This window comes from Saccharothrix deserti (assembly GCF_009769385.1).
Lineage (GTDB): Bacteria > Actinomycetota > Actinomycetes > Mycobacteriales > Pseudonocardiaceae > Actinosynnema > Actinosynnema deserti.
Window position 1 is genome coordinate 107,025 of sequence record NZ_VKAB01000016.1, and the last position, 19,559, is coordinate 126,583.

Genomic DNA, 19,559 nt, shown 5'->3' on the forward strand with positions numbered 1-19,559 from the left:
ACGCCCGCCTCATCGGCGTTCTGCGCCGACCGGTGTCCGGCCGGCGCAGGTTCGCCCAGTCTCTCGTCAACCGGTGCTGCCGGTCACCGTGCTGCCGGTCTTGGTGATGTAGTACGCGACTTGTGTCCCGCTCCAGAAGTGGAACGTGAGGGTGACCCGGCCGTCGTCGACCTCGGCGAAGAACTCCGGTTTGAGGATCAGGCCGCCGGCGTTGTAGTCGGGCTGGAAGTGTTGCCAGAACTCCTTGAACGGGGTCCAGTCGGCCGGTCCGGCAGGGCTGCCGTCGGCGTACTTCGCCTCCATGGTGGCGAGTTGGTCGCCGCGGAACTGGGTGGGAATGGCGAACGACGTCGTCGTGCCGGTGGCGGCGGCTTGGGTCGGCGGGTCGTAGGTGATGATGCTGATCGGCCACGGCACGCCCTGCGAGAAACGCGCCTCGATGGTGGAGTTCACCCCGTAGGCGCGGTTCCCCACCAGCCGGGTGAGTGCCGCCGACGTGAGCGTCAACGTGTTGCCCGATACGGTGTAGTCGGCACCGTTGGCGAGGTCCGTGCCGCCCTGTCGGAGGCCTTGGAACGAGGTGCCGTTCAGGTTGAGCGTCAGCGTCTTGGCGGTGATCGCACCGCTGCGGGGCACGTACACCTGATCGGACGAGGCCGTGCCGGAGCGCGTGGTCCAGCTCGACTTGATCAGGTCGTGCAGCCCCTGGTCACGCCACCGCAGCTCGTTGCGGTTCAGGAATTGGCCCGCGTCCCAGATCATGGTGGTGAGCTTGCGGGTGCGAACGTGGTAGCCGACGGCTTCCAGGAACTTCAGGAACTCGCCTCGTTCGATGACGCCGGGCCGGTTGTGGTCGTAGTTGAGCAGAGCCCATTCGCCGACGATCACGGGTATGCCGCGGGACACGAACGTGTTGTACACCCGGTCGAAGGTGCCGATGAGGTCCTGCTCCACTTCGGCGTTGTAGCGGGTGAAACCGGCGATGTTGACGCTGAACGGCCAGAACCCGTAGAAGTGGACCGTCGCGGCGATGTTGGTGTCGCGCAATTGGTTGTAGCTGGTCAGGAACGCGTCCAGTCGGCCCTGCTCGGCGTTGGTGTACAGGGTGGGCAGCACCAGCAGGCGGTTGGCGTTGCCGCCGCCGGACCCGCGGACGATCCGGTGGAACTCGGCGTTGAGCTCGTGCAGCACCTGGTAGTTCTGGTCGTCTCCGGAGGTCCCCGCGAACTGCGGTTCGTTGATGCTCTCGAACACCAGCTTCGAGGAGTGGTTGCGGAACGCGGTGGCGAGCTGGGTCCACAACGCGTTGTACCTCGCCAGCACGTTCGCGCGGTCGCCGGGGTAGGTGTGGATCCACTGCCACGAGTCGTGGTGGAGGTTGATCATCACGTAGAGGTCCTCCGCCAGGGACCAGTCGACGACCTCGCGGACGCGGTTCAGCCAGGCCGCGTCGATGGTGTACTGCGGCGCCGGGCCGTGGTGGTTGCTCCACGTCACCGGGATCCGGATGCTCTTGTACCCCTGGGAGCGCACGTGGCGCAGGTGCTCCCGGGTCGTTCGCGGGTTGCCCCACGACGTCTCGTCGGGGATGGCGTCCAACGTGTTGCCCAGGTTCCAGCCGGGCTGCATGGCGGCCACCGTCGCCATCGCGTCGCTCGGCTGCGGATCACCACCGCCGGGGGTCCCGGTGCACGCGACACCGTTGAGCGTGAACGTGGTCGGCGTGACGGACGCTGCCGGTCACGTGTGGTGACCGCACGCAGGCAGTGATCGCGTGTTTCGCAGACCTGCCTTGCCTCTGCGGACGCTGCGCGGCTCCCGCATCCAGGAAACTTTCTCTGACTTTCTGCGAAAGTTTCGGGCCGAAGTTATCGCACGTCCGAGGCGTGTGTCAACGGTGGTGAGAACCGGTGAGCGTCAGGCTCCCGGGTGCCCCGGTGGGAGCCCGGCGGTCAGCACTGACGCGCCTGGCAGACGCAGAGACCGCACGCTTGCGTCTGCCAGTGGTGGTTGTCCACTGGTCCGGGTGAGGCGTGACAGCAGGGCCATCGGGCCGTCCGGCTTCGGCATCACCTGGTGGAAGCGGGTGCGCAACTCGTGCAGTTCGGCGGTCTCGGCGGCGTTGAAGATCGCCGCCGGCGGGCCGTCGAGCATGTCGAACAGGTAGATCGCCGAGGTCATCGGGTGCAGTCCGAGGCCGAGCTGCTCGGCCCGCAGCCAGGTCCGTTGCATCGCACGCCCACCCGCGAGCCAGCTTTCCGGGGTGTCCTCGCCGACCGACAGCAGCACCATGGCCGACGCGCCGTCCAGCGCGTCGTGGGCGCCTTCTTCAAGACGAGCGCCACCACCGAGCTGCCGGAGCCGGGCGGCGACGTCCGGCCGGGCGATGAGCCGGATGGCCTCCTCGGAACCCGGTGGGAGCGCCAGCGTCGAGAGGGCGATCCCGTCACGGGCCTCGGCCGGGCCGAACCGCAGTTCTCCCACCAGCTCCCGGTGGAGGTGGGGGTTCAGGAAACGGATCCGGTCGCAGGCGCCGACGATCCGGCCGAGCTCGTCCAGTTCGTCGGGACGCAGGCACAGGTCCAGCCGCGCGCCGTGGTGTCGCGCGGTAGCCGTGAGCTCGGCGACCTCTTCGGCTGTCAGCGCCGACCGCGTCCCCGGGGCACGGTGTGTCCGGCGGTGTCGCAACGCCACCACGAAGCCGTCCGGGGTTGACGCGCCGGGCTGGGTGGTGATCGCGGCGACGACGTCCGGGAGCGGGAACAGTTCCACGGTGGCAGCCAGCCCACGGGCGGCAGCCGCGATCACCACGTTCTCCACAGCGGCGCCCAGCGCCAGACGCGCCGCGCGGGCGTGCGGATCCATGAGGTTCTGGCCACGTTCCCGGTCATGGACCACCCAGATCCGGTCGTCGCCCCAGTAGAAGTGCCATGGCTGGGAATTCCCGCCTGACGGCGCGAGAACCGCGTGGTCCACCAGGTATCGCACCAGTTCGGGCACCGGCGCGGTCGATCCGGCGTGGGCCAGGCCTGGCCGGGGGCGTGCTTCGGGGCGTGCGGACTGCGGCACCGGACTTGCCGCGGATTCGCTGACTTTGGTTTCGAGGTCGAGGTACCGGCGCCCGGACGGCATCGGCGCGCCGAGGGCAAGGCGGCGGATCGCCACGGTCATGCTGGCGCCGCCGAGAACCACGTCGCCGGCCAACTGCGGCCAGCTGGAGATCGTCGATCCCATCTCCACGAAGGACGCCGCCAGGTTCGTGGAGATCATCTGCTCGTCGAGCAGGCGCAGGGCGACCGCCGCCTTGCGTGCTTTGGCCGCGTCGTCGCCGACGCCGAACCCGCCGTCGCCAACGTCCGCCGTGTCACCGGTGAGCCCGTGGAAGAGCGGACGTGCGGGCTCCAGGTCGAAGCGCTCGACGTCGAGCATCCCCCGGTCGCTCGTCTCCATCAGCACCGGCAAGCCGTGCGACCGGGCCCGCCTGCGCAGCAGGAACTTCACGTTCAGCGAGTCGCACTCGTCGATGACCGCGTCGAGCGGCGGCCCCAGGTCCGGCCCGCCGAGCAGGAACTCCTCGACGTTCTCCGGCCCGATGCCGTCCAGCACCGAAATGCCCAGGTACGGGTCGAACTCGGCGATCTGCCGCGCCGCGAGCACGGTTTTCGGCCGCCCGATGTCGTGCACGCCGGCCCGGATGCGGTTCATGTTGGACAGCCCGAGCGTGTCGAAGTCGGCGAGCCGCAGGTGCCCCACCGAGCCCTCCAGCGCGAGGGTGAGCGCGACGGCGTTCCCCACGGACAAGCCCGCGATGCCCACGGTGAACTCGGCGAGCCGGTCCATCTCGGCCGGCGCGACCTTGGGCCGGTTCCGGTCGAGGCGCAGTTCGCGGAACCGGTCGGGCGGCAGCAGCCGCACGAGCCGTCCCGACCACGGGTAGTAGACCCACCGGCCGTACTCGGACAGCGGCACCCCGGCCAGAATCCCGTCCACGTCGGGGGCCTGGTCGTTGCCAGGACAGCGGGCCTTCGCCAGGTCGCGGAGCTGCGCCTGCAAGGTGTCGCTGGTCTCCCACACCCGCCCGGACGACACGAGATCGTCGAGCTGTCGGCGGTCTTCGGCGTCGGCCGGGTCGAAGACCGTGGGACGCCACGATGTCGCCGTCATCGCCCTTCACCGTGGTGGTCGAACCAACAAAGAGCGCTGCGGAACCGGCTGTCGGGAAACGGGAGATCCCGGAACCGCGCATCCGGCACGAATCCCGCGCGAATGCTGATACCGAGACTGAACTGGTTGGCCAACGTGACAGTCCACCGCCCACGACCGGTCGCGGCCCTGACGGCCTCCCCGGCAAGCGCGGCACCAAGACCCGTCCCCCGCCAGGCAGGACGGATCCAGCACCCGCCGATTTCGTTCACGCCGTCAGGCTCACGCTCGGCGATGGCGACGGCGATGTGCGCGAGCCCCGTCTGCTGAGCGATTTCGGTGCTTTCCCGCAGCAGAACACCGCCGATGATCTCCTCGCCCGGCGCGCCGGCCACGACAACCGTCGTGACGCCGGCGGGCAACTCAGGCCCCACGGCCAGATCGCCCGCACCGATCCCGGCGTACACCTCGTGCAGACCGCGCTGGTACGCCGGCCACACCGCGGGGAACCGGCGCAGGTCGGCGGTCAGGAGATCGATGTCCCCCACGGCGGTCCCGACACGATCATGGCGGACAGGCCATCGAGCAGCGGGCATGATCGTCGGCATCCTCTCGTTCCAGATGAACCAGTTGCCGTAACGTACCGACGGTCATGGTCGATTCCGAGGACATGCGCCCTTCAGCGGCACTCGTCGCCCTGGCTGCCACCGTCGCGGCGGTCATCACGTCGGCGTGCACCGTGACGACACCGGGGGTCGCCTACCAGGTCCGCGCGACCGCCACCGTGGTTTCCACGGTCACCGCAACGCCCCAGCGGCCGACCCGGAAGGCATTCCGGGCGGATGTGATGGAGCGCGGCGTGACGGGAGTCCTCCGGGACGACTACAAGATCGCGGACGTCGAGGCGGTCGAGTGCCCGCGGAATCAGCCCGTGGTGCCCGACACCTCGTTCGAGTGCACGGCACAGATCGGCGGACGCGCCAAGGCGGTGACCATCACGGTCATGACCGAGGACGGCGAGTACGAGGTGGGTCAGCCTCGTTGAGGGGCCGCAGAACTGACCACTCAGGACACCAGGGGCGCCGGGGGTGGCGGGCGTACCGGGTGATGGCCTGGGCGAGCATGGCCTGGTTGTGGGCCGTGCCGGGGAGGATCTCGACGTCGATCGACGGGTTGACCCGGTGCAGGAGGTTTTGCGTCTCGGTCGCGTCCTGCACGATGCTGCGCTCGGCTAGCACGACGGTGGTCGGCACCGTGATCGCCCGGAGTTCGTCCTCGGTGAACCGGCCGAGGACGAACGCCCTCATCCGGAACGACAGCTGGGCCAGGACCAGCCGCCGGGAGACCTCCTCGGTGAACGGGTGGTAGTTGGAGTCCGGCCTGATCCGGCGCCTGATGACTCTGGGCGCGAGCATCAAGAGCAAGCCGGTGTAGATGTACCGCTGTAACCGGAATCCGTTGGTGGCGAACCCGCCGGGATCCACCGCCGTGACGCCGGCGATACCGTCCGGTGAATGAGCGGCCTGGTTGAGGGCCAGCCAGCCGCCCCGGGAAATGCCGAGAAGGTGCACGCGGTCGTGCCCGAGTCCGGCGATCACCTCCGCCAACCACTGTGCGACGGCGCGTGCGTCCGGCATCGGCGCGGTTTGCTCGCTGCGGCCGGCCTCCCCGATGGGATCCACGGCGTACACGAGGTGCCGTTCGCTCAGCTCGGCGACGTGCGGCTGCCAGGACAGGGATGTCGCGCTCATCCCGGGCAGCAGGACGAGCGGCGGCTGATCCGTGTTGCCGCTGCGCCGGAGGTAGGTCGGGCCGAACGAAGTCGGCACGGTGACGTCCGTGGCGGGCACGGGCCAGTCGAGTACCGAGTCGTACACCTCGTGGTAGCGCCGCCGGGCCTGCTCATTGGCAAAACCGCTGATCATCGTTGCCCCCTCGGTTTTTATAGTGCACTTGCACGATAACCCAACGTGTTCGCGTCTGCCACCCCTGTGGCACAGTGAGCGGGTGCCGAAGCGGGTGGACCACGAGCAGCGTCGCCAAGAGATCACTCAGGCGCTGTGGCGGATCGCCATGACGGAAGGGGTGGCCGCGGCCACCCTCCGCCGGGTCGCCGCCGAAGCAGGCGTGTCGATGAACCTGGTGCAGTACTACTTCACGACCAAGGACCAACTGCTCCGCTACGGACTGCAACGGGTGATCGAGGTGGCGGTCGAGCGGATGCGGGACGAGATGGCCGAGTTCACCGGGAGCGGCAACCCGCGGGCCGTGCTCCGGGCTTGCCTGCTGGGCATGCTGCCGGTGGACGAGACGGCCAAGCTCACCTCGACGATCTACACCGCGTACCTGTCGTACGCCGTGCACGACCCGGAGATCAAGGTGATGGTCCAGTCCATCGCCAAGTCGCTCGCGACCCAGCTGGCGCCCCTTGCCGAGAGCGCGCAGGACGCCGATGTCGACCCACTCGCGGAGACGGCGTCGCTCGTGGCGATGGTGGCCGGGCTCGCCACGCAGATCCTGATCGAGACGTACACGCCGGAAGAGGCCATCGCGCTCGTCGACTACCGGCTCGACCGCCTGTTCGCCGTGCGTGCGGTGTGACCGCCTAGAGCGCCGGGACAACGGACCGCGGCGGGTTGTCCGGGACGTGCCCGGACAACCCGCCCTGCGCTCGGACCGCCGGTCAGCCGATCCGGTACGCCCGGATCACGGTCTGCTCCACGGCGTTGCCGTCCGCGTCGGATGCCTTGGCGCGCAGCGATGCGAACCCGCCGGCCGGGTTGGTGACGGTCGCCGTCCACCGCGTGCCGTCACGGCTGACCGGAACCGGCGTCCAGGTGGCGCCGTCGTCGAAGGAGATCTCCAGCTCCAACGACTTCGTGTCGGGCGTCTTGTCCTGCCTGTTCACCGTGACCGGGAAGGTGAACTGCCCGCCTGGCGCGACGTTGTGCAGGTCGACGGCGGGTGCGAAGCCCACCGAGAGCAGCGGGAGCGCCCCACCCGGTCCCTGGCGGAACCCGGAGCGGAACGTCCAGCTGCCGCTGACCTTCGTGGACAGCGGCCACCACGGCAGGTTCTCCCGGCTGACGTCGGCGGTCAACCGGTACGTGCCCTCGTCACCGGGCACCACGAACACACCGCGTCCCGGCTGGTCCTGCGTGCCGACGACACGGCCGTCCAGGTGCAGCGTGGTCGAACCCTTGTCGTAGCCGAAGAACGGCTCGGCCGCCCTGGCGTGCCCGGCGGCGTCGGTGAAGAACGGCACCGTGATGTCCAACAGCTGGCCGGTGCGCCAGACCCACGGGTGGTTCTCGCCCAGCTCGTTGGTGGTCGTGCCGGCGAAACCGGGCCCGGCCACCGCCGCGTTCCACTCCATCCGGTAGGACTTGCCGCGCTCCAGGGTTGCCTGCTCGTAGCCGGTGCCCGCCGCGGCCCACCAGCCTCCCACCCCGATGCGCCACTTACCCGGCGTGAAGTGCTCGACGCGTTCGGCGTGCGGCACACCGGCCAGCCCCCACTGGGTGCTGATCTCGCCGTCCAGCCCTTCCACCGAGGCGGTGGTGATCGGCGGCTCCTGCTCGGTTCCGCCGTGGTAGACCATGCGCACCGCGGCGAGGTCGGCGGTCTTGGCCACCGTGGTCAGCTGCCGGGGCAGCTGCCCCGGTGACGGGTAGGCCAGTTCGTAGCGGTAGGCGCTGCTGGACCGGGCGGTGAAGCTCGTCGTCAGCCCGCCCTTCCGGGCCAGGTCGGCGAACCGCCTGCCCGGCTCTTCGTACAGCCGCAGCGTCGGCAGCACGGCCGGGAACTCGTCGTCCAGCCGGTCCGCCGTCGCGGTCTCCTCCAGGACGCCGACCGCCACCACCTTGCCGCCCGCGTCCTTGACCGCCCGGATGCGCGCGTAGACCTCGTCGTACGTCATCTCACCGGGCAGCTCCAGCACCACGAGCTTGTCCTTGGCGTCGACGCCCGCCAGGTCCTCGGGCGTGCCCTGTCCACCGTGGACGGTCGCCAGCCGTTGGGTCCCGCTGGGCGTCGGCGAGCCGCGGAGCCAGCCCGCGGGCAGCTCGAACCGCTGCGGTCCCTCGGCGTACACCTCCAGCTGGGGCTCCTCCAGGCGGAGGTTGTCCGCGTAACCGAACCAGGGCACGAACCGCCGCTCCTCCGACTGCGTGTACAGCTCGGTGAACCGGGGGTCTGCCCCGTAGGAGAAGCCCGTCGGGTACTCCGGGCGGTCGGTGATCGAGAAGCGGAACTGCGAGTTCCACACGCCGCCGCGCGCCGCGGGTTGGTCGGTGGTGTGCGAGACCCGCTTGCCCTTGCGCAGGTCGAAGTTCACCGTCGTGGTGCGCGACACCCGCACGTCGGGGTCGACGAAGGTGCTCTCCAGCGGCAGTGCGCCCGGCCTGGGCGTGCTCGCGGCGCCGACCACCGAGTACCTGCCCGCGGGCACCCGGAGCGTCTCCCCCGGAGAGCCGAACCACACGTCACCGTTGTCGACGTTGACCACCAGCGCGACGGTGCGGTCCTGGGGCCCCGGTGCGGCGCCGTCGCGGTTCTTCACCGCCACGGTCAGGTCGTGCTTCTCCGGCTCGTCGTGCACACCTACCGGGGTGCGCAGCCGGATCGCGCCGTCCGCCGAGGTCGCGGTGAGCACGCCGCCGTACACGCCCGGCTTGCCCGATCGCGGCGTCAACGTCAGCGTGACGTCCGCCTTGCCCCCGGCCGGGATCGTCACCGCGGACGCGGACAGCACGGCCAACCCGGCCGGCGGAGCCTGCCCCTGTGCGTCGGCCAGCTTGAGGTCCAGCGCCAGGGTGATCGGCGCGGCGGTGGGGTTGGTGTAGGTCACCACGCGCGCGTCCGGCTGGGTGCCGGGCCACTTCAGGTAGGAGTTGACCGTGCCGGGCGCGACCTGGACCTCCTGCTTCGTCGCCCGAGCCACGTCGACCAGACCGCCGCCGACCGCGTACACGCCCGCGTCCGCCACCGGCGCGGCCGTGCCCACCAGCGCCGCCTTGAGGCGTTCACCGGTCCAGTCCGGGTGCCGCTGGGCCAGGATCGCCGCCGCGCCCGCGGTGTGCGGCGTGGCCATCGACGTGCCGGACAGCTTGGTGTAGTGCTCGTCCACCGGCTCGCCGATCCGCGCGTCCACGGCCTTGGCCGCGACGATGTCCGAGCCCGGCGCGGCGATCTCCGGCTTGACCGCGGCGTCGGTCAGCCGCGGACCGCGACTGGAGAAGTCCGACAGCGCGCCGGACTTGGTGACGCTGCCGACCGCGAGCGCCGCGTCGGCCGACGCCGGGCTGGAAACCGCCTCGTCACTGCCCCAGTTCCCGGCCGCCACCACGAACAGCGCGCCGTACTGGGCACTCAGGGCGTTGATCGCCTGCGACGCCGGGTCGGTGCCGTCGGTGGGGCCCGAGCCCAGGCTCAGGTTCACCACCTTGGCCCCGGCTTCGGCTGCCGCCCACCGCATCCCGGCGATGACGTCGTCCATCTGGCCCGACCCGTTGTCGTCGAGCACCTTGCCGATGGCCAGCTTGGCGCCCGGCGCGACGCCCTTGTACTTGCCGCCCGACGCCGCGCCGGAGCCCGCGATGGTGGAGGCGACGTGCGTACCGTGCCCGTTGCCGTCCCGTGCACTGCCCGTGCCGCTGAAGTCCTGGCTGACCGCGACCTTGTCCACCAGGTCGGGGTGCGTGCTGTCGTAGCCGGTGTCCAGCACGGCCACCGTGACGTCCTGGCCGGTCAGGCCGTCGGCCCACGCGGCGGGCGCGCCGGTCTGCGGGACGCTGACGTCCAGCGCCGCCTGGATGCGCGAGTTCAGCCAGATCCGGCGGGGGCCACCCGCCAGCTGGGCCGCGCCCGGTTGGCCGCCGGTGACCGCCGACCAGAACCGGCGCGCGTCGGCCTTGCGCTCGGCGACGGCCGCCAAGCGCAGGTCGGGCAACTCCCGCTCGATCCGCGCGCCCTCGGGCGCCGCGACCGCGGTCACGTCCGCGTACTCGACCAGCAGCGGCATCGTGTCGCTGCGTGCGTCGTCGTAGCGCTGCCGGATCAGTCCGGAGACGTTGAACAGCTCCGCGTCCAGCGTCCCGGACCGCACCAGCGCCGCCGCCTCCTGCGGCACCACGTACAGGTCGGTCTCGGCGCCGTTGCGCTTGGCGTACTGGATGAACGCGCCGGGCCTGCCGCCTGCCTCGGGCTCGGTGAGCACCGACCACCGGCCCTGCGCGTTGCGCGAGACGAACACGCGGTGCCCGCTGACCAAGGTGACCCACTGCCCGCCGGACGCGGTCGGAGCGCCCTGCGCCGACGGGACCGCCGCCGCGCTGCCCACTCCCGCTCCCAGCGGCGCCGTCGCCATCGCGGCGGCCAGAGCCGCCACGCCCGCGAGTAACCGCACTCGTCGTTTCATGCGCACTCCCCCATCGAGTTTTGCCCCATTTGATGTTGACGCCTCAGGGCAGCTCGGCGTTGCACGGATCACACAGACAGCACTGCGCCATCCGGGGGAAAACGAGTTACGGCTCGTCAGCCGTGGCGCGGGTGGTCGCTGTCGTACTGGTTCAACGGGTGGGGTCGTACTGGTTCACCGGGTGGGCGGGGCCGTTGTCCGCCCGACCACCAGCGAACCGGACAGCGCCTGGTGGTGGTCCGGCGGCTGTTCCCCGTCGAGCAGGCGCACCAAGGTGTCGACGGCCCGCTCACCGATCAACTCGATCGGCTGGCGCCAGTGCGTCAGCCCGATCAACGGGCTGACCAGGTCGCCGATGCCGTCGTAGCCGGTGACCGACAGGTCTTGGGGAACGGCGACGTTGCGCAGCTGGAGCTGTTCGAGGAACGCGACCGCGTGCCGGTCGCTGGGCGCCATCACCGCGGTGATCTCCGGATGCCGCAGGATCTCGGTGGCCCACCCGCCCGCCATCTCCCGATGCGGGCCGACGACCTCCAGGACCCGCGCTCCCCGCTCCCGCAGGCGCCTGGCCATGGCCGCCGTCCGCGGGCCCATCGTCACGGAGTTGCTCACCGGCACCGTGATCACCGCGACGTTCCGGTGCCCCAGATCGACGACGTGATCGGCAAGTGCGGCGCCGCCCTCCTCCTCGTCGCAGAAGACGCTCGTGATGCTCCCGTGGGTCTCCGGACGTCCGGCCACGACCGTCGGCAGCCGTTCGGCGAAGGGGACGATCTGCGCGGCGGGCAGGATCCCACTGCACACGATCAGGGCCTCGACGCGCAGCATCACCAGGGTCTCCAGGGCCCGGTGCTCGTCGGCCACCGCGAACCGACCGGACCCGGTCGCGGTCACCACCCGGTAGCCGTGGGATGCGGCACGCTCTTGGAGGGCGGTGAGCAGGTGCCCGTAGAACGGTGTCGCGGCGTCACGGACGAACACCCCGACGGTGTAGGTGCGGTGAGCCACCATGGCTCGTGCGACCGCGTTGACGACGTAGCCCAAGTCCTGTGCGGCATCGAGAACCCGCCGACGCGTCTCCTCCCCGACGCTGCCCCGCCCGGAGACCACCCGCGAGACGACCGACTTCGAGACCCCGGCGCGCTCGGCCACGTCGATGATCGTCGGGTTGCGGTGCCGCTCAGCCATCGACCCCATCCTCACTGGCGAGACTGGCGAGCACCGTCTCACCGGCGAGCACCGCCCGCGCCTGTTCGCATCCCGTCCACACGTGTGCCCGCCAGCCGTGCTCGCGGGCCGCCTCGACGTTCACCGGGCGGTCGTCGAAGAACACGACGTCCGAGGGCGAGACCCCCAGTTCCGCATCGGCGGCGCGGTAGATCAACGGATCCGGCTTCATCATCCCCAGGTCGGAGGAGAAGACCAGCGTCCTGAAGAGGGGGCTCCACGCCGCGGCCCGGACCGCCCTCGCCAGCGATGCCGGGGCGTTGGACAGGACTCCGAGCGGGATGCCCCGTGCCGCCAGGTCGGCGAGCAACGCCGCCGCGTCGGCCGCGATCTCCGTCCAGCACTCGACATCGATCTCGTCGAGCCGGCCGACCAGTCCGGCGTCCGGGGAGCGCCCGAGCGCCGCGGTGACGCGGTACCAGTACTCGGCCGCGCCGGCACCAAGATCATAGGCGTCACGGTACGCCCAGTACGGCCCTGCGAGATCGTTTTCCGGCACCTCGAGAGCGTCGGCGAGGGCGGTCAGCGACCTTCCCGTCGGCGCCAGGACGCCACCGAGATCGAAGACGACCACTGCCGCCGGGCTGTATTGGGAACGTTCCACAACACGATGATAGCGATCCTGTCGCACGAGTCCATGCCCATTCGGGCTCTACCAGCCATTAGGGCCATCACAACCCACAGCTCAACGCAAGTTCGCGAAGCGTTCACCACCCTCCCCTCTTCCCTTGAACGCCGGAAAATGGGAACGTTCCACCCGTGGATGGGAACGTTCCACCTCGCCTTCATCGCAGGCGGGGGCTGACTGGGCCGCTGATGGTCCTACCGTGTCTCGGGCTGCTGCTCGTGTTCGCCTACTGGCCCGTCGTCCGCGGTGCCTTCCTGAGCCTGCACGGCACCGACCTCCTGGGTAACCCCACCCGGTTCGTCGGCGCCGCCAACTACATCGAGCTGGTCACCGACCCGCGGCTGCGCCGGGCGCTGGTGACCACGGCCGTCATCACCGCACTCAGCGTGCTGCTCGCCGTCGGCGGGGCGCTCGCCGCAGCCCTCCCCCTGCGCCGGGCCGCCCGCCGGCCGCGTGCGGTGGTGTCGGTGCTGCTGTCACTGCCGTTCGCCTACTCGGCAGCGGCGGCGTCGGCGGTGTTCGCCGGCCTGTTCGCCCCGGCGGTCGGCACGATCAACGAGTTGCTGGCCGGTATCGGGGTCGGCGGGCCGCAATGGCTGGAGTCGCCCGTGTGGGCCCTCCTCAGCATCTCGGTCGCCACGGCCTGGTACGAGTTCGGGTTCTCCTTCCTGGTCCTGCTGGCGGCGCTCAACCAGATCGACCAGCAGGTCATCGAGGCCGCCGCGCTCGACGGCGCATCCGGGCTGCGGACGGCGTGGTCGGTGATCATCCCGATGCTCCGGCCGAGCCTGGTGTTCCTCCTGGTGACCCAGACCATCAGCGGTCTGCAGGTGTTCACGCAGGTCCAGGTGCTCACCAGGGGCGGCCCGGCGGACGCGACGTCGACGGTGGTCTACGAGCTGTACCGGCGCGCGTTCGGCGAGGCGTTGCCCAGCTTCGGCTCGGCATCGGCCCTGGCGCTGGTCCTGCTGCTGGCAGTCCTCGTCGTCACCGGAGTCCAGTTCCTCATCGTGCGGAGGTCGGCATGACACGGGCACGGTTCGGTTCCGTGCTGCGCTGGCTGTGGCTCGTCGCGATCAGCGCGGTCATCGCGTTCCCCGTCTACGTCACCGTGGTCACGGCGCTGCTGCCGCAGGGCGACGTCGCCTCGGGCCGGCTCATCCCCATCCCTACCCGGTTGACGCTGGACAACCTGCGCGAGGCGCTGCAGTCCGCCCCGCTGGCCGAGCAGTACCTCGTCAGCGTGCTGGTGACGGTGCTCCAGTCGGGGGCGCAGCTGGTCACCGCTGTGCTGGCCGCCTATGCGTTCGCGTTTCCCCGGTGGCGCGGTCGGGGTGTCGTTTTCGCCGTGGTGCTCGCGACCCTGGCCATCCCGGGCGAAAGCCTGGTCATCCCGAACTTCGAACTCGTCACCGCGCTCGGGCTGCGGAACACCCTGCTCGGGATCGCCGTCCCGTACCTGGCGGCGGGGTACGCGGTCTTCCTGCTCCGCCAGGCGTTCCTCGACCAGCCGCGGGAGACCTGGGAAGCCGCCCGCATGGACGGCTGCGGTGACCTGCGGGCGCTGCTGCACGTCGTGCTGCCCATGGCCCGGCCGCAGCTCGTCACGGCGGCGATGTGGTGCGCCTTGTCGGCGTGGAACGGCTACTTCTGGCCGTTGCTGATCACCGATTCACCGGATCGGCGCACCATCCAGGTCGGCCTCGCCCAGCTCGTCGTCGAACAGGCCACCACACCCGCCGTGATCTACGCCGGCACGCTGCTCGTCCTGCTGCCGACCCTGCTGCTGGTCCTGCTCGGCCAGCGCTTCCTGCTCCGCGGCCTGGCAAGCCGCGTCACCACCTGAACCGTTCCCGCACACCCGCCCGCACCTGGTTCCCAGGGCGGCTCACAGCCGAGCGATCACAGAGAAAGGCACCGCCATGTCCCTACGCCTTCGCGTCACGGGCGTGCTCATCGCCGCCATCGCGACAACGCTCACCGCCTGCGGCGGCTCCGCGGACCAGGCGACCGCTCCGACGGCCGCGCCGGGTCCGTCGGCGCTGGCCTCCGCGACCGGTCCCGTCACCGTGACCCTCTGGCACGGCATCGGTGGGGCCGCGGGTGAGGCACTGCAAGCCGAGATCGACGCCTTCAACTCGGCCAACAGCGGCAGGATCGAGGTGAAGGCCGCGTTCCAGGGCAGCTATGCCGACGCCATCGCCAAGTACACCTCCGCGGTCCGGGACAAGAGCACGCCGAGCATCATGGTGACGAACGACGTCACCAGCGGTTTCCTCCGCGACGCCGGGCAGACGGTGTCCGCGCAGGCGATGGCCGCGGCGAACCCGGCCGACCTCGATCTCGACCAGATCCGCCCGGCGGCGCGCGGCTACTACACGGCGGACGGCCGACTGCTCGCCGTGCCGCTCAACACGTCGATGCCGTTGCTGTACGTCAACGACGACCTGCTGGCCCGTGCCGGTGTGGACCGCTCGACGCTCGGCACCCTGGACGGGGTGGCCGCGGCCGCTCGCAAGATCCACACTGCGGTTCCCGAGGTCAAGGGCATCGTCCAGCCCATGGACGGCTGGTGGTTCGAGCAGCTCAGCGCCGGTGCGGGAGCGCTCTACTGCACTCCCGGCAACGGCCGGGAGGCCGGCGGGGCCACCGCGCTCTCCTTGACCGGCGACGCCCAGCGCCGGGCGATCGGCACCATGGCGAAGCTCTACACCGATGGTGTCGGCCTCGACACCGGCGCGGACGGCAACGCGGCGCTGTCGGCGTTCGTCGCGGGCAAGGTCGCCATGATGTTCAACTCCAGCGGCGCGATCGGCAGCATCAGGAAAGCGGGCATGAAGGGGTACAGCGCCCTGCCCTACCCCTTGTCCGGCGACCGGTCGAGCGCCGGAGCGGTGATCGGTGGAGCCGCCATGTGGCTGGACGCCGTCGGGCACAGCGAAGCCGAACAGGTGGCCAGTTGGAAGGTCATCAGCCACCTGGCCTCCGCCGCCGTGCAGGAGCGGTTCTCCCAGGCGTCCGGCTACGCGCCCGTCAACACGGCCGTCGACGACTCGCCCACCTGGCAGGCGTTCCTGGCCGCCAACCCGGACCACGCCGTGCTCGGGAAGCAGTTCGCCGACACCCCGGCGACCCCGGCCACGTCCGGGTGCCTGACCGGCGCGATGTCCGGGATCCGCGCCGTGGTCGTGCCCCAGATGCAGCAGGCGTTCAGCGGAGCCCTCCCGCTGGACCAGGCGCTCGCGGCGGCGCAACAAGCCGGCACCACCAAGATCAACGACTACCGTGAGCAGGCAGGACAGTGAGAGAGCGCTTCGCGAAGGCCCCCGGTGACCCCTACCGCTACGGCGTCTACCTGCGCCCCGACCCGACCACCTGCGCGATGGTGACCGCAGTGACGTCGCAACTGCGGGCCCAGTACGGGTTCGTCTCCGCAGGCGCGTTCCCGCCCCACGCGACCCTCGTCGGCAGCCAGCACATCAACGCCCCCGTCGAGGCCATCGTCGAAGCGGTGACCGACGGGATCGCCGGAACCAGCGCGTTCACCGTCCACAACGCCGGTATCAGCGGACTGGGCGTGGGGCTGGTCTACGACGTCCACCACCTGGCCGACGGGACCACGCCGAACCAGGCACTCGTCGAACTCGCGGCCACCGTCGACAAGGCCGTCGCCCCGCTGGTGACCCCCGCCCCGAACCCGGACGAGCACCGCTTCGACCGCGCGACCTTCCGCGCCCACCTGTCACTGGCCTCGCACGACCTGTTCGAACGGCCTGACCTGCGGGAGGAGATCGAGGAGTACGCACGCGGGTTGCCCGTCGAACACCCGGACCGGTTCACCGGCGACACGGTCACCCTCTACCGAACCCGGAGCGACGACTGGACCGGTCGCTGGTGGCGCACCTTGACATGGGAACACGTGCACACCTGGCGGCTTCCGGGCTGACCACGGGGTCGACTCACGTCTTCCCGTCCATACGTACCTTGCCGACTTGCGCACCCGTATACGTAGTTCTCCGGATGTTCGTGGGTAGCGGGAGGCGCAGGCTATTGACACACGACCCAGCGCACACAGGTTGGTTGAGGGATCGACCGATGGGCCGCCAGGAGCGTCAATCATGTGCCAGCACCAGCCCCCGTGCCCGTCCGGAACGGACGCCAACGGCCAGAACGCCCGCATCGTCACCTCCCACCCCGAGCAGGGCTGGTACCTGCTGTGCAACGGCGTGGTCCTGTTCGACGACGGCGGCCTGATGCTCTCCGACCACCGCGTCGTCGCCCCCGTCTACGAACTGGTCGCGGCCTGACCAACCCCAGACCCCGGCCGCCGAGCGTCCCCAACCCCGGCGACCGGCCGCACAGGGTGTCGACGACGACACCCACCGCTCAACCCGGTGTTCCCCCGACTCGACGTCTATATCCGGACGCCGCAGTGCACCGGTCCCGACGGGACAGGCGGCGCGCGAGTGACATCCCCTCATGCCACTCACGCGCCGCCCGTCCCGTTTTTGTATGTCCTGCGGTGCCATGACCAGGTCGAAGTCCAGGCCCACCTGATCACATGAGGCAGTTGTCGCCCCGCACGAAGGGGGTGAGGGGTGGCAGGGGGGTGGCCCCCTCGGGCGACAGGGCGTCCAGGACGAGAGCGACGTAGCGCCGCCAGCCGTCGGCCCGGGGAGCCGTGCTCCACAGCACGCTGACGAGCATGCCCAGGATCCGGTGCGTGTCCTCGGGGACGAGATCGGCGCGGATGAGGCCGGCCTGTTGGCCGCGGCGGGTGAGCAGGGTCAGCGAGTCGAGCAGCGGGGCGCTGATCTCGGTGGTGAGGGCGCCGGAGTTGTTCGCGGCGGCGAGGGTGTTGCGGTCGCGGTCGACCATGGACAGCATGGCCTCCAGCAGGGTGACCAGGCCGTTCCTGGGGTCGTCGTCGTTCAGCGCCCGCTCGATGGCGGGGGTCAGGTCCTCGGCGAAGCTCTGTTCGAGGACCGCGCGGACGAGTTCTTCCTTGTTGGGGAAGCGGCGGTAGAGCGTTCGGGTGCCCACGCCCGCGCGGCGGGCGATCTCGTCGAGGGGTGCCTCCGGACCGACGTCGGCGTAGACCTCGCGCGCGGCGCGGAGGATCCGCTCGGCGTTGCGCGCGGCATCGGCGCGGAGGTGCCGCTCGGTCTCGGTGGTCACCACGTCAGCATAGCAACCGACAGTCGCCTGCCACTTGTGCTAACGTCAGCCCCAGGATGAATTGGCAGTCAACTGCCAGTTACCGAGGAGGGGTCGATGAAGGTCGGCGTGGCACGAGACCACGGCCAACTAGATCGGCCTGAGCAATCCTCGCCAACGTCGTCGCGTTCCAGCTCTGATGCGCTGGTTCCTCGAATCCCCCGGAGTCCCGGTGCCCGCGGACCGGACCGACAGCGCCGTCCGGGGCACCGCGGGCGGAAGCATCCCGGCGCGACGGCTTCGACCGATCAGAAAGGACAGTGAGCGACATGACGGACTTCCAGGGCAAGACGGTGGTGGTCACGGGCGCCAGCGCCGGGATCGGTGAGGCGGCGGCACGTCGCTTCGCCGAGCTGGGCGCGACCGTGGCGGTAGTGGGCCGGTCACCGGAGAAGACCGCGGCGGTCGCGGCACAGGTCGGCGGCCGGGCGCACCTGGTCGACTACGGATCGCTGGACGACGTGCGCAGGCTCGCCGCCGACCTGCTGGACACCTACGAGCGGATCGACGTCCTGGCCAACAACGCGGGCGCCATCTTCCGGACCCGCAAGACCAGCGTCGACGGCCACGAGATGACCTTCCAGGTCAACCACCTGGCCCCGTTCCTGCTGACCAACCTGCTCCTGGACCGGCTGACCGCTTCCACGGACGGCGCACGCGTGATCAACACGGGCAGCATGCGGTACCGCAAGGCGCACCTCGACCTGGCCGACCTGGACAGCACCAAGACCCGCTACCGCAACCTGGGCGTGTACGGGACGTCCAAGCTCGCCACCATCCTGTTCACCGGCGAACTGGCCCGGCGGACGCAGGGCACCGGCATCACCACCTCCGCCTTCCACCCCGGAAGCGTCGCCACCGACGTCGCCCGCGACAGCGCGTGGCAACGGGCGATCATGAAGTCCGCGCTCGGCAAGGCCCTCATCCTCTCCCCCGAGAAGGGCGCCGAACCACTGCTGCACCTGGCCACCACCGACCCGCACTCGGTGAACGGCGCGTACTTCCACCGGCTCATCCGCGAGGAACCCAGGAACGCGCAGGCCAACGACCAGCGCCTGGCCAGGCAGCTGTGGGAGCGATCGGCAGAGCTGACCGGTCTGCAGTCCCCTGCCCAGCAACAGCACAGCGAACCGTCCAAGGCGTCAACGGACTGACGCGGCCTGGATTTCCGTTCCTGCCGCACAGTCGCGGTGTGGTCGAGCACGCCATCGGCGCCGAGCTCACGGCAGAGCTCGGCGTTGCGCGTGCCGGTCACGAGGGATACCGGCCGACCCCGCACAAACCGGCTCTATTGCCGGTGTACTCCGAAAATCTGTCCGTGACGGCGCCCGGCGCTCAGTGGGCGACCGCGATCGCCGGTTCGAGCGACTCCTCGTCGGTGGGCAGCCGACGCGGCCGGACGACCAGCCAGAGCACCACGTTCGCGGCGAACGCGCTGCCGGCCACCACGATCGCCATCGCCATCGCCGTCGCCATCGAGCCGACGCCGAGGACGCCGACCAGCGACGCGGCCAGGGCGCCGACACCGGACTGGGCGGCTCCGAGCAGCGCGGCGGCCGTGCCGGCCGTCTCGCCGTGTCGGGCCAGGGCGAGCGCCGGGGCGTTGGGCAGGGACAGGCCCACCGTGGCGAGCACGGTCCAGAGCGGGACGAGCACGCCGGCGAGTCCGCCGAACCCGGTCTGCGCGCAGACCAGCAGGACCACCCCGGCGACCAGTCCGCCGAGCAGCGAGCCGGCCAGGATCCGTTGCGGTGACCAGCGGCGCAGCAGCCGCACGTTGAGCTGGGTCGCGCCGATCAGCCCGACCGCGCCCCCGGCGAAGACGAGGGCGAACTGCTGCTCGCTCATCCCGTACTCCTGCTGGAAGACGAAGGACGAGCCGCTCACGTACGCGAAGAGCACCGCGACCGTCAGCCCCGCCACCAG

The 19,559-nt window shown here is 70.4% G+C and carries 17 protein-coding genes; 8 read left to right on the plus strand and 9 right to left on the minus strand.

Going from position 1 to position 19,559, the window contains the following annotated elements; genetic code table 11:
- Nucleotides 1-66: 66 nt before the first annotated feature.
- The 3 genes from FM051_RS25745 to FM051_RS25755 form a co-directional block, all read right to left on the minus strand.
- Nucleotides 67-1,647 carry a cellulase family glycosylhydrolase gene (locus FM051_RS25745; RefSeq protein ID WP_158847659.1) on the minus strand — a complete coding sequence of 527 codons (1,581 nt, stop codon included), beginning with the start codon at nt 1,645-1,647 and terminating at the stop codon, nt 67-69.
- A 270-nt stretch (nt 1,648-1,917) separates the two neighbouring features.
- Entirely contained in the window at nt 1,918-4,164 is a 2,247-nt protein-coding gene (locus FM051_RS25750) for an Rv1355c family protein (RefSeq protein ID WP_158847661.1), read from the minus strand.
- Nucleotides 4,161-4,691: a GNAT family N-acetyltransferase gene (locus tag FM051_RS25755; protein WP_158847663.1), complete on the minus strand. Its 531-nt coding sequence runs from the start codon at nt 4,689-4,691 to the stop codon at nt 4,161-4,163. Before FM051_RS25755 ends, FM051_RS25750 begins: the two co-directional genes overlap by 4 nt.
- Nucleotides 4,692-4,795: 104 nt before the next feature.
- Between FM051_RS25755 and FM051_RS25760 the strand changes: the two genes are divergently transcribed.
- Entirely contained in the window at nt 4,796-5,188 is a 393-nt protein-coding gene (locus FM051_RS25760) for a DUF4333 domain-containing protein (protein WP_158847665.1), read from the plus strand.
- Here the strand turns inward: FM051_RS25760 and FM051_RS25765 are convergent.
- Nucleotides 5,145-6,068: an alpha/beta fold hydrolase gene (locus FM051_RS25765; protein ID WP_158847667.1), complete on the minus strand. Its 924-nt coding sequence runs from the start codon at nt 6,066-6,068 to the stop codon at nt 5,145-5,147. The two genes, FM051_RS25760 and FM051_RS25765, sit on opposite strands and share 44 nt — an antisense overlap.
- 82 nt (nt 6,069-6,150) lie before the next feature.
- Here FM051_RS25765 and FM051_RS25770 point away from each other — a divergent pair, with 82 nt between their 5' ends.
- Nucleotides 6,151-6,744, plus strand: coding sequence for a TetR/AcrR family transcriptional regulator (locus FM051_RS25770; RefSeq protein ID WP_158847669.1), 594 nt, complete (start codon nt 6,151-6,153; stop codon nt 6,742-6,744).
- Nucleotides 6,745-6,826: 82 nt separating this feature from the next.
- Here the strand turns inward: FM051_RS25770 and FM051_RS25775 are convergent, their stop codons facing one another.
- From FM051_RS25775 to FM051_RS25785, 3 genes are all read right to left on the minus strand, one after another.
- Nucleotides 6,827-10,561, minus strand: a complete 3,735-nt coding sequence (locus tag FM051_RS25775) for a S8 family serine peptidase (RefSeq protein ID WP_158847671.1) — start codon at nt 10,559-10,561, stop codon at nt 6,827-6,829.
- A gap of 174 nt (nt 10,562-10,735) precedes the next feature.
- Nucleotides 10,736-11,749: a LacI family DNA-binding transcriptional regulator gene (locus FM051_RS25780; protein ID WP_158847673.1), complete on the minus strand. Its 1,014-nt coding sequence runs from the start codon at nt 11,747-11,749 to the stop codon at nt 10,736-10,738.
- Nucleotides 11,742-12,419: an HAD family hydrolase gene (locus FM051_RS25785; RefSeq protein ID WP_158847675.1), complete on the minus strand. Its 678-nt coding sequence runs from the start codon at nt 12,417-12,419 to the stop codon at nt 11,742-11,744. Before FM051_RS25785 ends, FM051_RS25780 begins: the two co-directional genes overlap by 8 nt.
- Nucleotides 12,420-12,604: 185 nt before the next feature.
- Here FM051_RS25785 and FM051_RS25790 point away from each other — a divergent pair, with 185 nt between their 5' ends.
- The 5 genes from FM051_RS25790 (at nt 12,605) to FM051_RS25810 (ending at nt 16,723) form a co-directional block, all read left to right on the plus strand.
- Nucleotides 12,605-13,444 (plus strand): carbohydrate ABC transporter permease, encoded by an 840-nt coding sequence (locus tag FM051_RS25790; RefSeq protein ID WP_158847677.1) that lies wholly within the window; start codon nt 12,605-12,607, stop codon nt 13,442-13,444.
- Nucleotides 13,441-14,262, plus strand: a complete 822-nt coding sequence (locus FM051_RS25795; RefSeq protein ID WP_158847679.1) for a carbohydrate ABC transporter permease — start codon at nt 13,441-13,443, stop codon at nt 14,260-14,262. Before FM051_RS25790 ends, FM051_RS25795 begins: the two co-directional genes overlap by 4 nt.
- A gap of 76 nt (nt 14,263-14,338) precedes the next feature.
- Nucleotides 14,339-15,721, plus strand: a complete 1,383-nt coding sequence (locus FM051_RS25800) for an extracellular solute-binding protein (RefSeq protein ID WP_158847681.1) — start codon at nt 14,339-14,341, stop codon at nt 15,719-15,721.
- On the plus strand, nt 15,718-16,362 hold the full coding sequence (locus FM051_RS25805; RefSeq protein WP_202919018.1) for a 2'-5' RNA ligase family protein: 645 nt from the start codon (nt 15,718-15,720) through the stop codon (nt 16,360-16,362). Before FM051_RS25800 ends, FM051_RS25805 begins: the two co-directional genes overlap by 4 nt.
- A gap of 172 nt (nt 16,363-16,534) precedes the next feature.
- The gene (locus FM051_RS25810; protein WP_158847548.1) at nt 16,535-16,723 is read left to right on the plus strand and encodes a DUF5999 family protein; all 189 of its coding nucleotides are present in this window, start codon (nt 16,535-16,537) and stop codon (nt 16,721-16,723) included.
- Nucleotides 16,724-16,973: 250 nt separating this feature from the next.
- Here FM051_RS25810 and FM051_RS25815 read toward each other — a convergent pair whose 3' ends face one another.
- On the minus strand, nt 16,974-17,594 hold the full coding sequence (locus tag FM051_RS25815) for a TetR/AcrR family transcriptional regulator (protein WP_158847683.1): 621 nt from the start codon (nt 17,592-17,594) through the stop codon (nt 16,974-16,976).
- Between the two features lie 308 nt (nt 17,595-17,902).
- Here FM051_RS25815 and FM051_RS25820 point away from each other — a divergent pair, with 308 nt between their 5' ends.
- A complete protein-coding gene (locus tag FM051_RS25820; RefSeq protein ID WP_158847685.1) occupies nt 17,903-18,787 on the plus strand; it encodes an SDR family NAD(P)-dependent oxidoreductase in 885 nt (294 codons plus the stop codon).
- Nucleotides 18,788-18,968: 181 nt separating this feature from the next.
- Here the strand turns inward: FM051_RS25820 and FM051_RS25825 are convergent, their stop codons facing one another.
- Nucleotides 18,969-19,556 carry an MFS transporter gene (locus FM051_RS25825; protein ID WP_202919019.1) on the minus strand — a complete coding sequence of 196 codons (588 nt, stop codon included), beginning with the start codon at nt 19,554-19,556 and terminating at the stop codon, nt 18,969-18,971.
- Between the last annotated feature and the right edge of the window lie 3 nt (nt 19,557-19,559).

What these genes read in the sequence shown, in the direction of transcription:
- FM051_RS25810 (WP_158847548.1), top strand. Translation starts at nt 16,535, where the DNA reads ATGTGCCAGCACCAGCCCCCGTGCCCGTCCGGAACGGACGCCAACGGC.
- FM051_RS25800 (WP_158847681.1), top strand. Translation starts at nt 14,339, where the DNA reads ATGTCCCTACGCCTTCGCGTCACGGGCGTGCTCATCGCCGCCATCGCG.
- FM051_RS25780 (WP_158847673.1), bottom strand. Translation starts at nt 11,749, where the DNA reads ATGGCTGAGCGGCACCGCAACCCGACGATCATCGACGTGGCCGAGCGC.
- FM051_RS25775 (WP_158847671.1), bottom strand. Translation starts at nt 10,561, where the DNA reads ATGAAACGACGAGTGCGGTTACTCGCGGGCGTGGCGGCTCTGGCCGCC.
- FM051_RS25820 (WP_158847685.1), top strand. Translation starts at nt 17,903, where the DNA reads ATGACGGACTTCCAGGGCAAGACGGTGGTGGTCACGGGCGCCAGCGCC.
- FM051_RS25750 (WP_158847661.1), bottom strand. Translation starts at nt 4,164, where the DNA reads ATGACGGCGACATCGTGGCGTCCCACGGTCTTCGACCCGGCCGACGCC.
- FM051_RS25760 (WP_158847665.1), top strand. Translation starts at nt 4,796, where the DNA reads ATGGTCGATTCCGAGGACATGCGCCCTTCAGCGGCACTCGTCGCCCTG.
- FM051_RS25745 (WP_158847659.1), bottom strand. Translation starts at nt 1,647, where the DNA reads ATGGCGACGGTGGCCGCCATGCAGCCCGGCTGGAACCTGGGCAACACG.
- FM051_RS25790 (WP_158847677.1), top strand. Translation starts at nt 12,605, where the DNA reads ATGGTCCTACCGTGTCTCGGGCTGCTGCTCGTGTTCGCCTACTGGCCC.
- FM051_RS25795 (WP_158847679.1), top strand. Translation starts at nt 13,441, where the DNA reads ATGACACGGGCACGGTTCGGTTCCGTGCTGCGCTGGCTGTGGCTCGTC.
- FM051_RS25765 (WP_158847667.1), bottom strand. Translation starts at nt 6,068, where the DNA reads ATGATCAGCGGTTTTGCCAATGAGCAGGCCCGGCGGCGCTACCACGAG.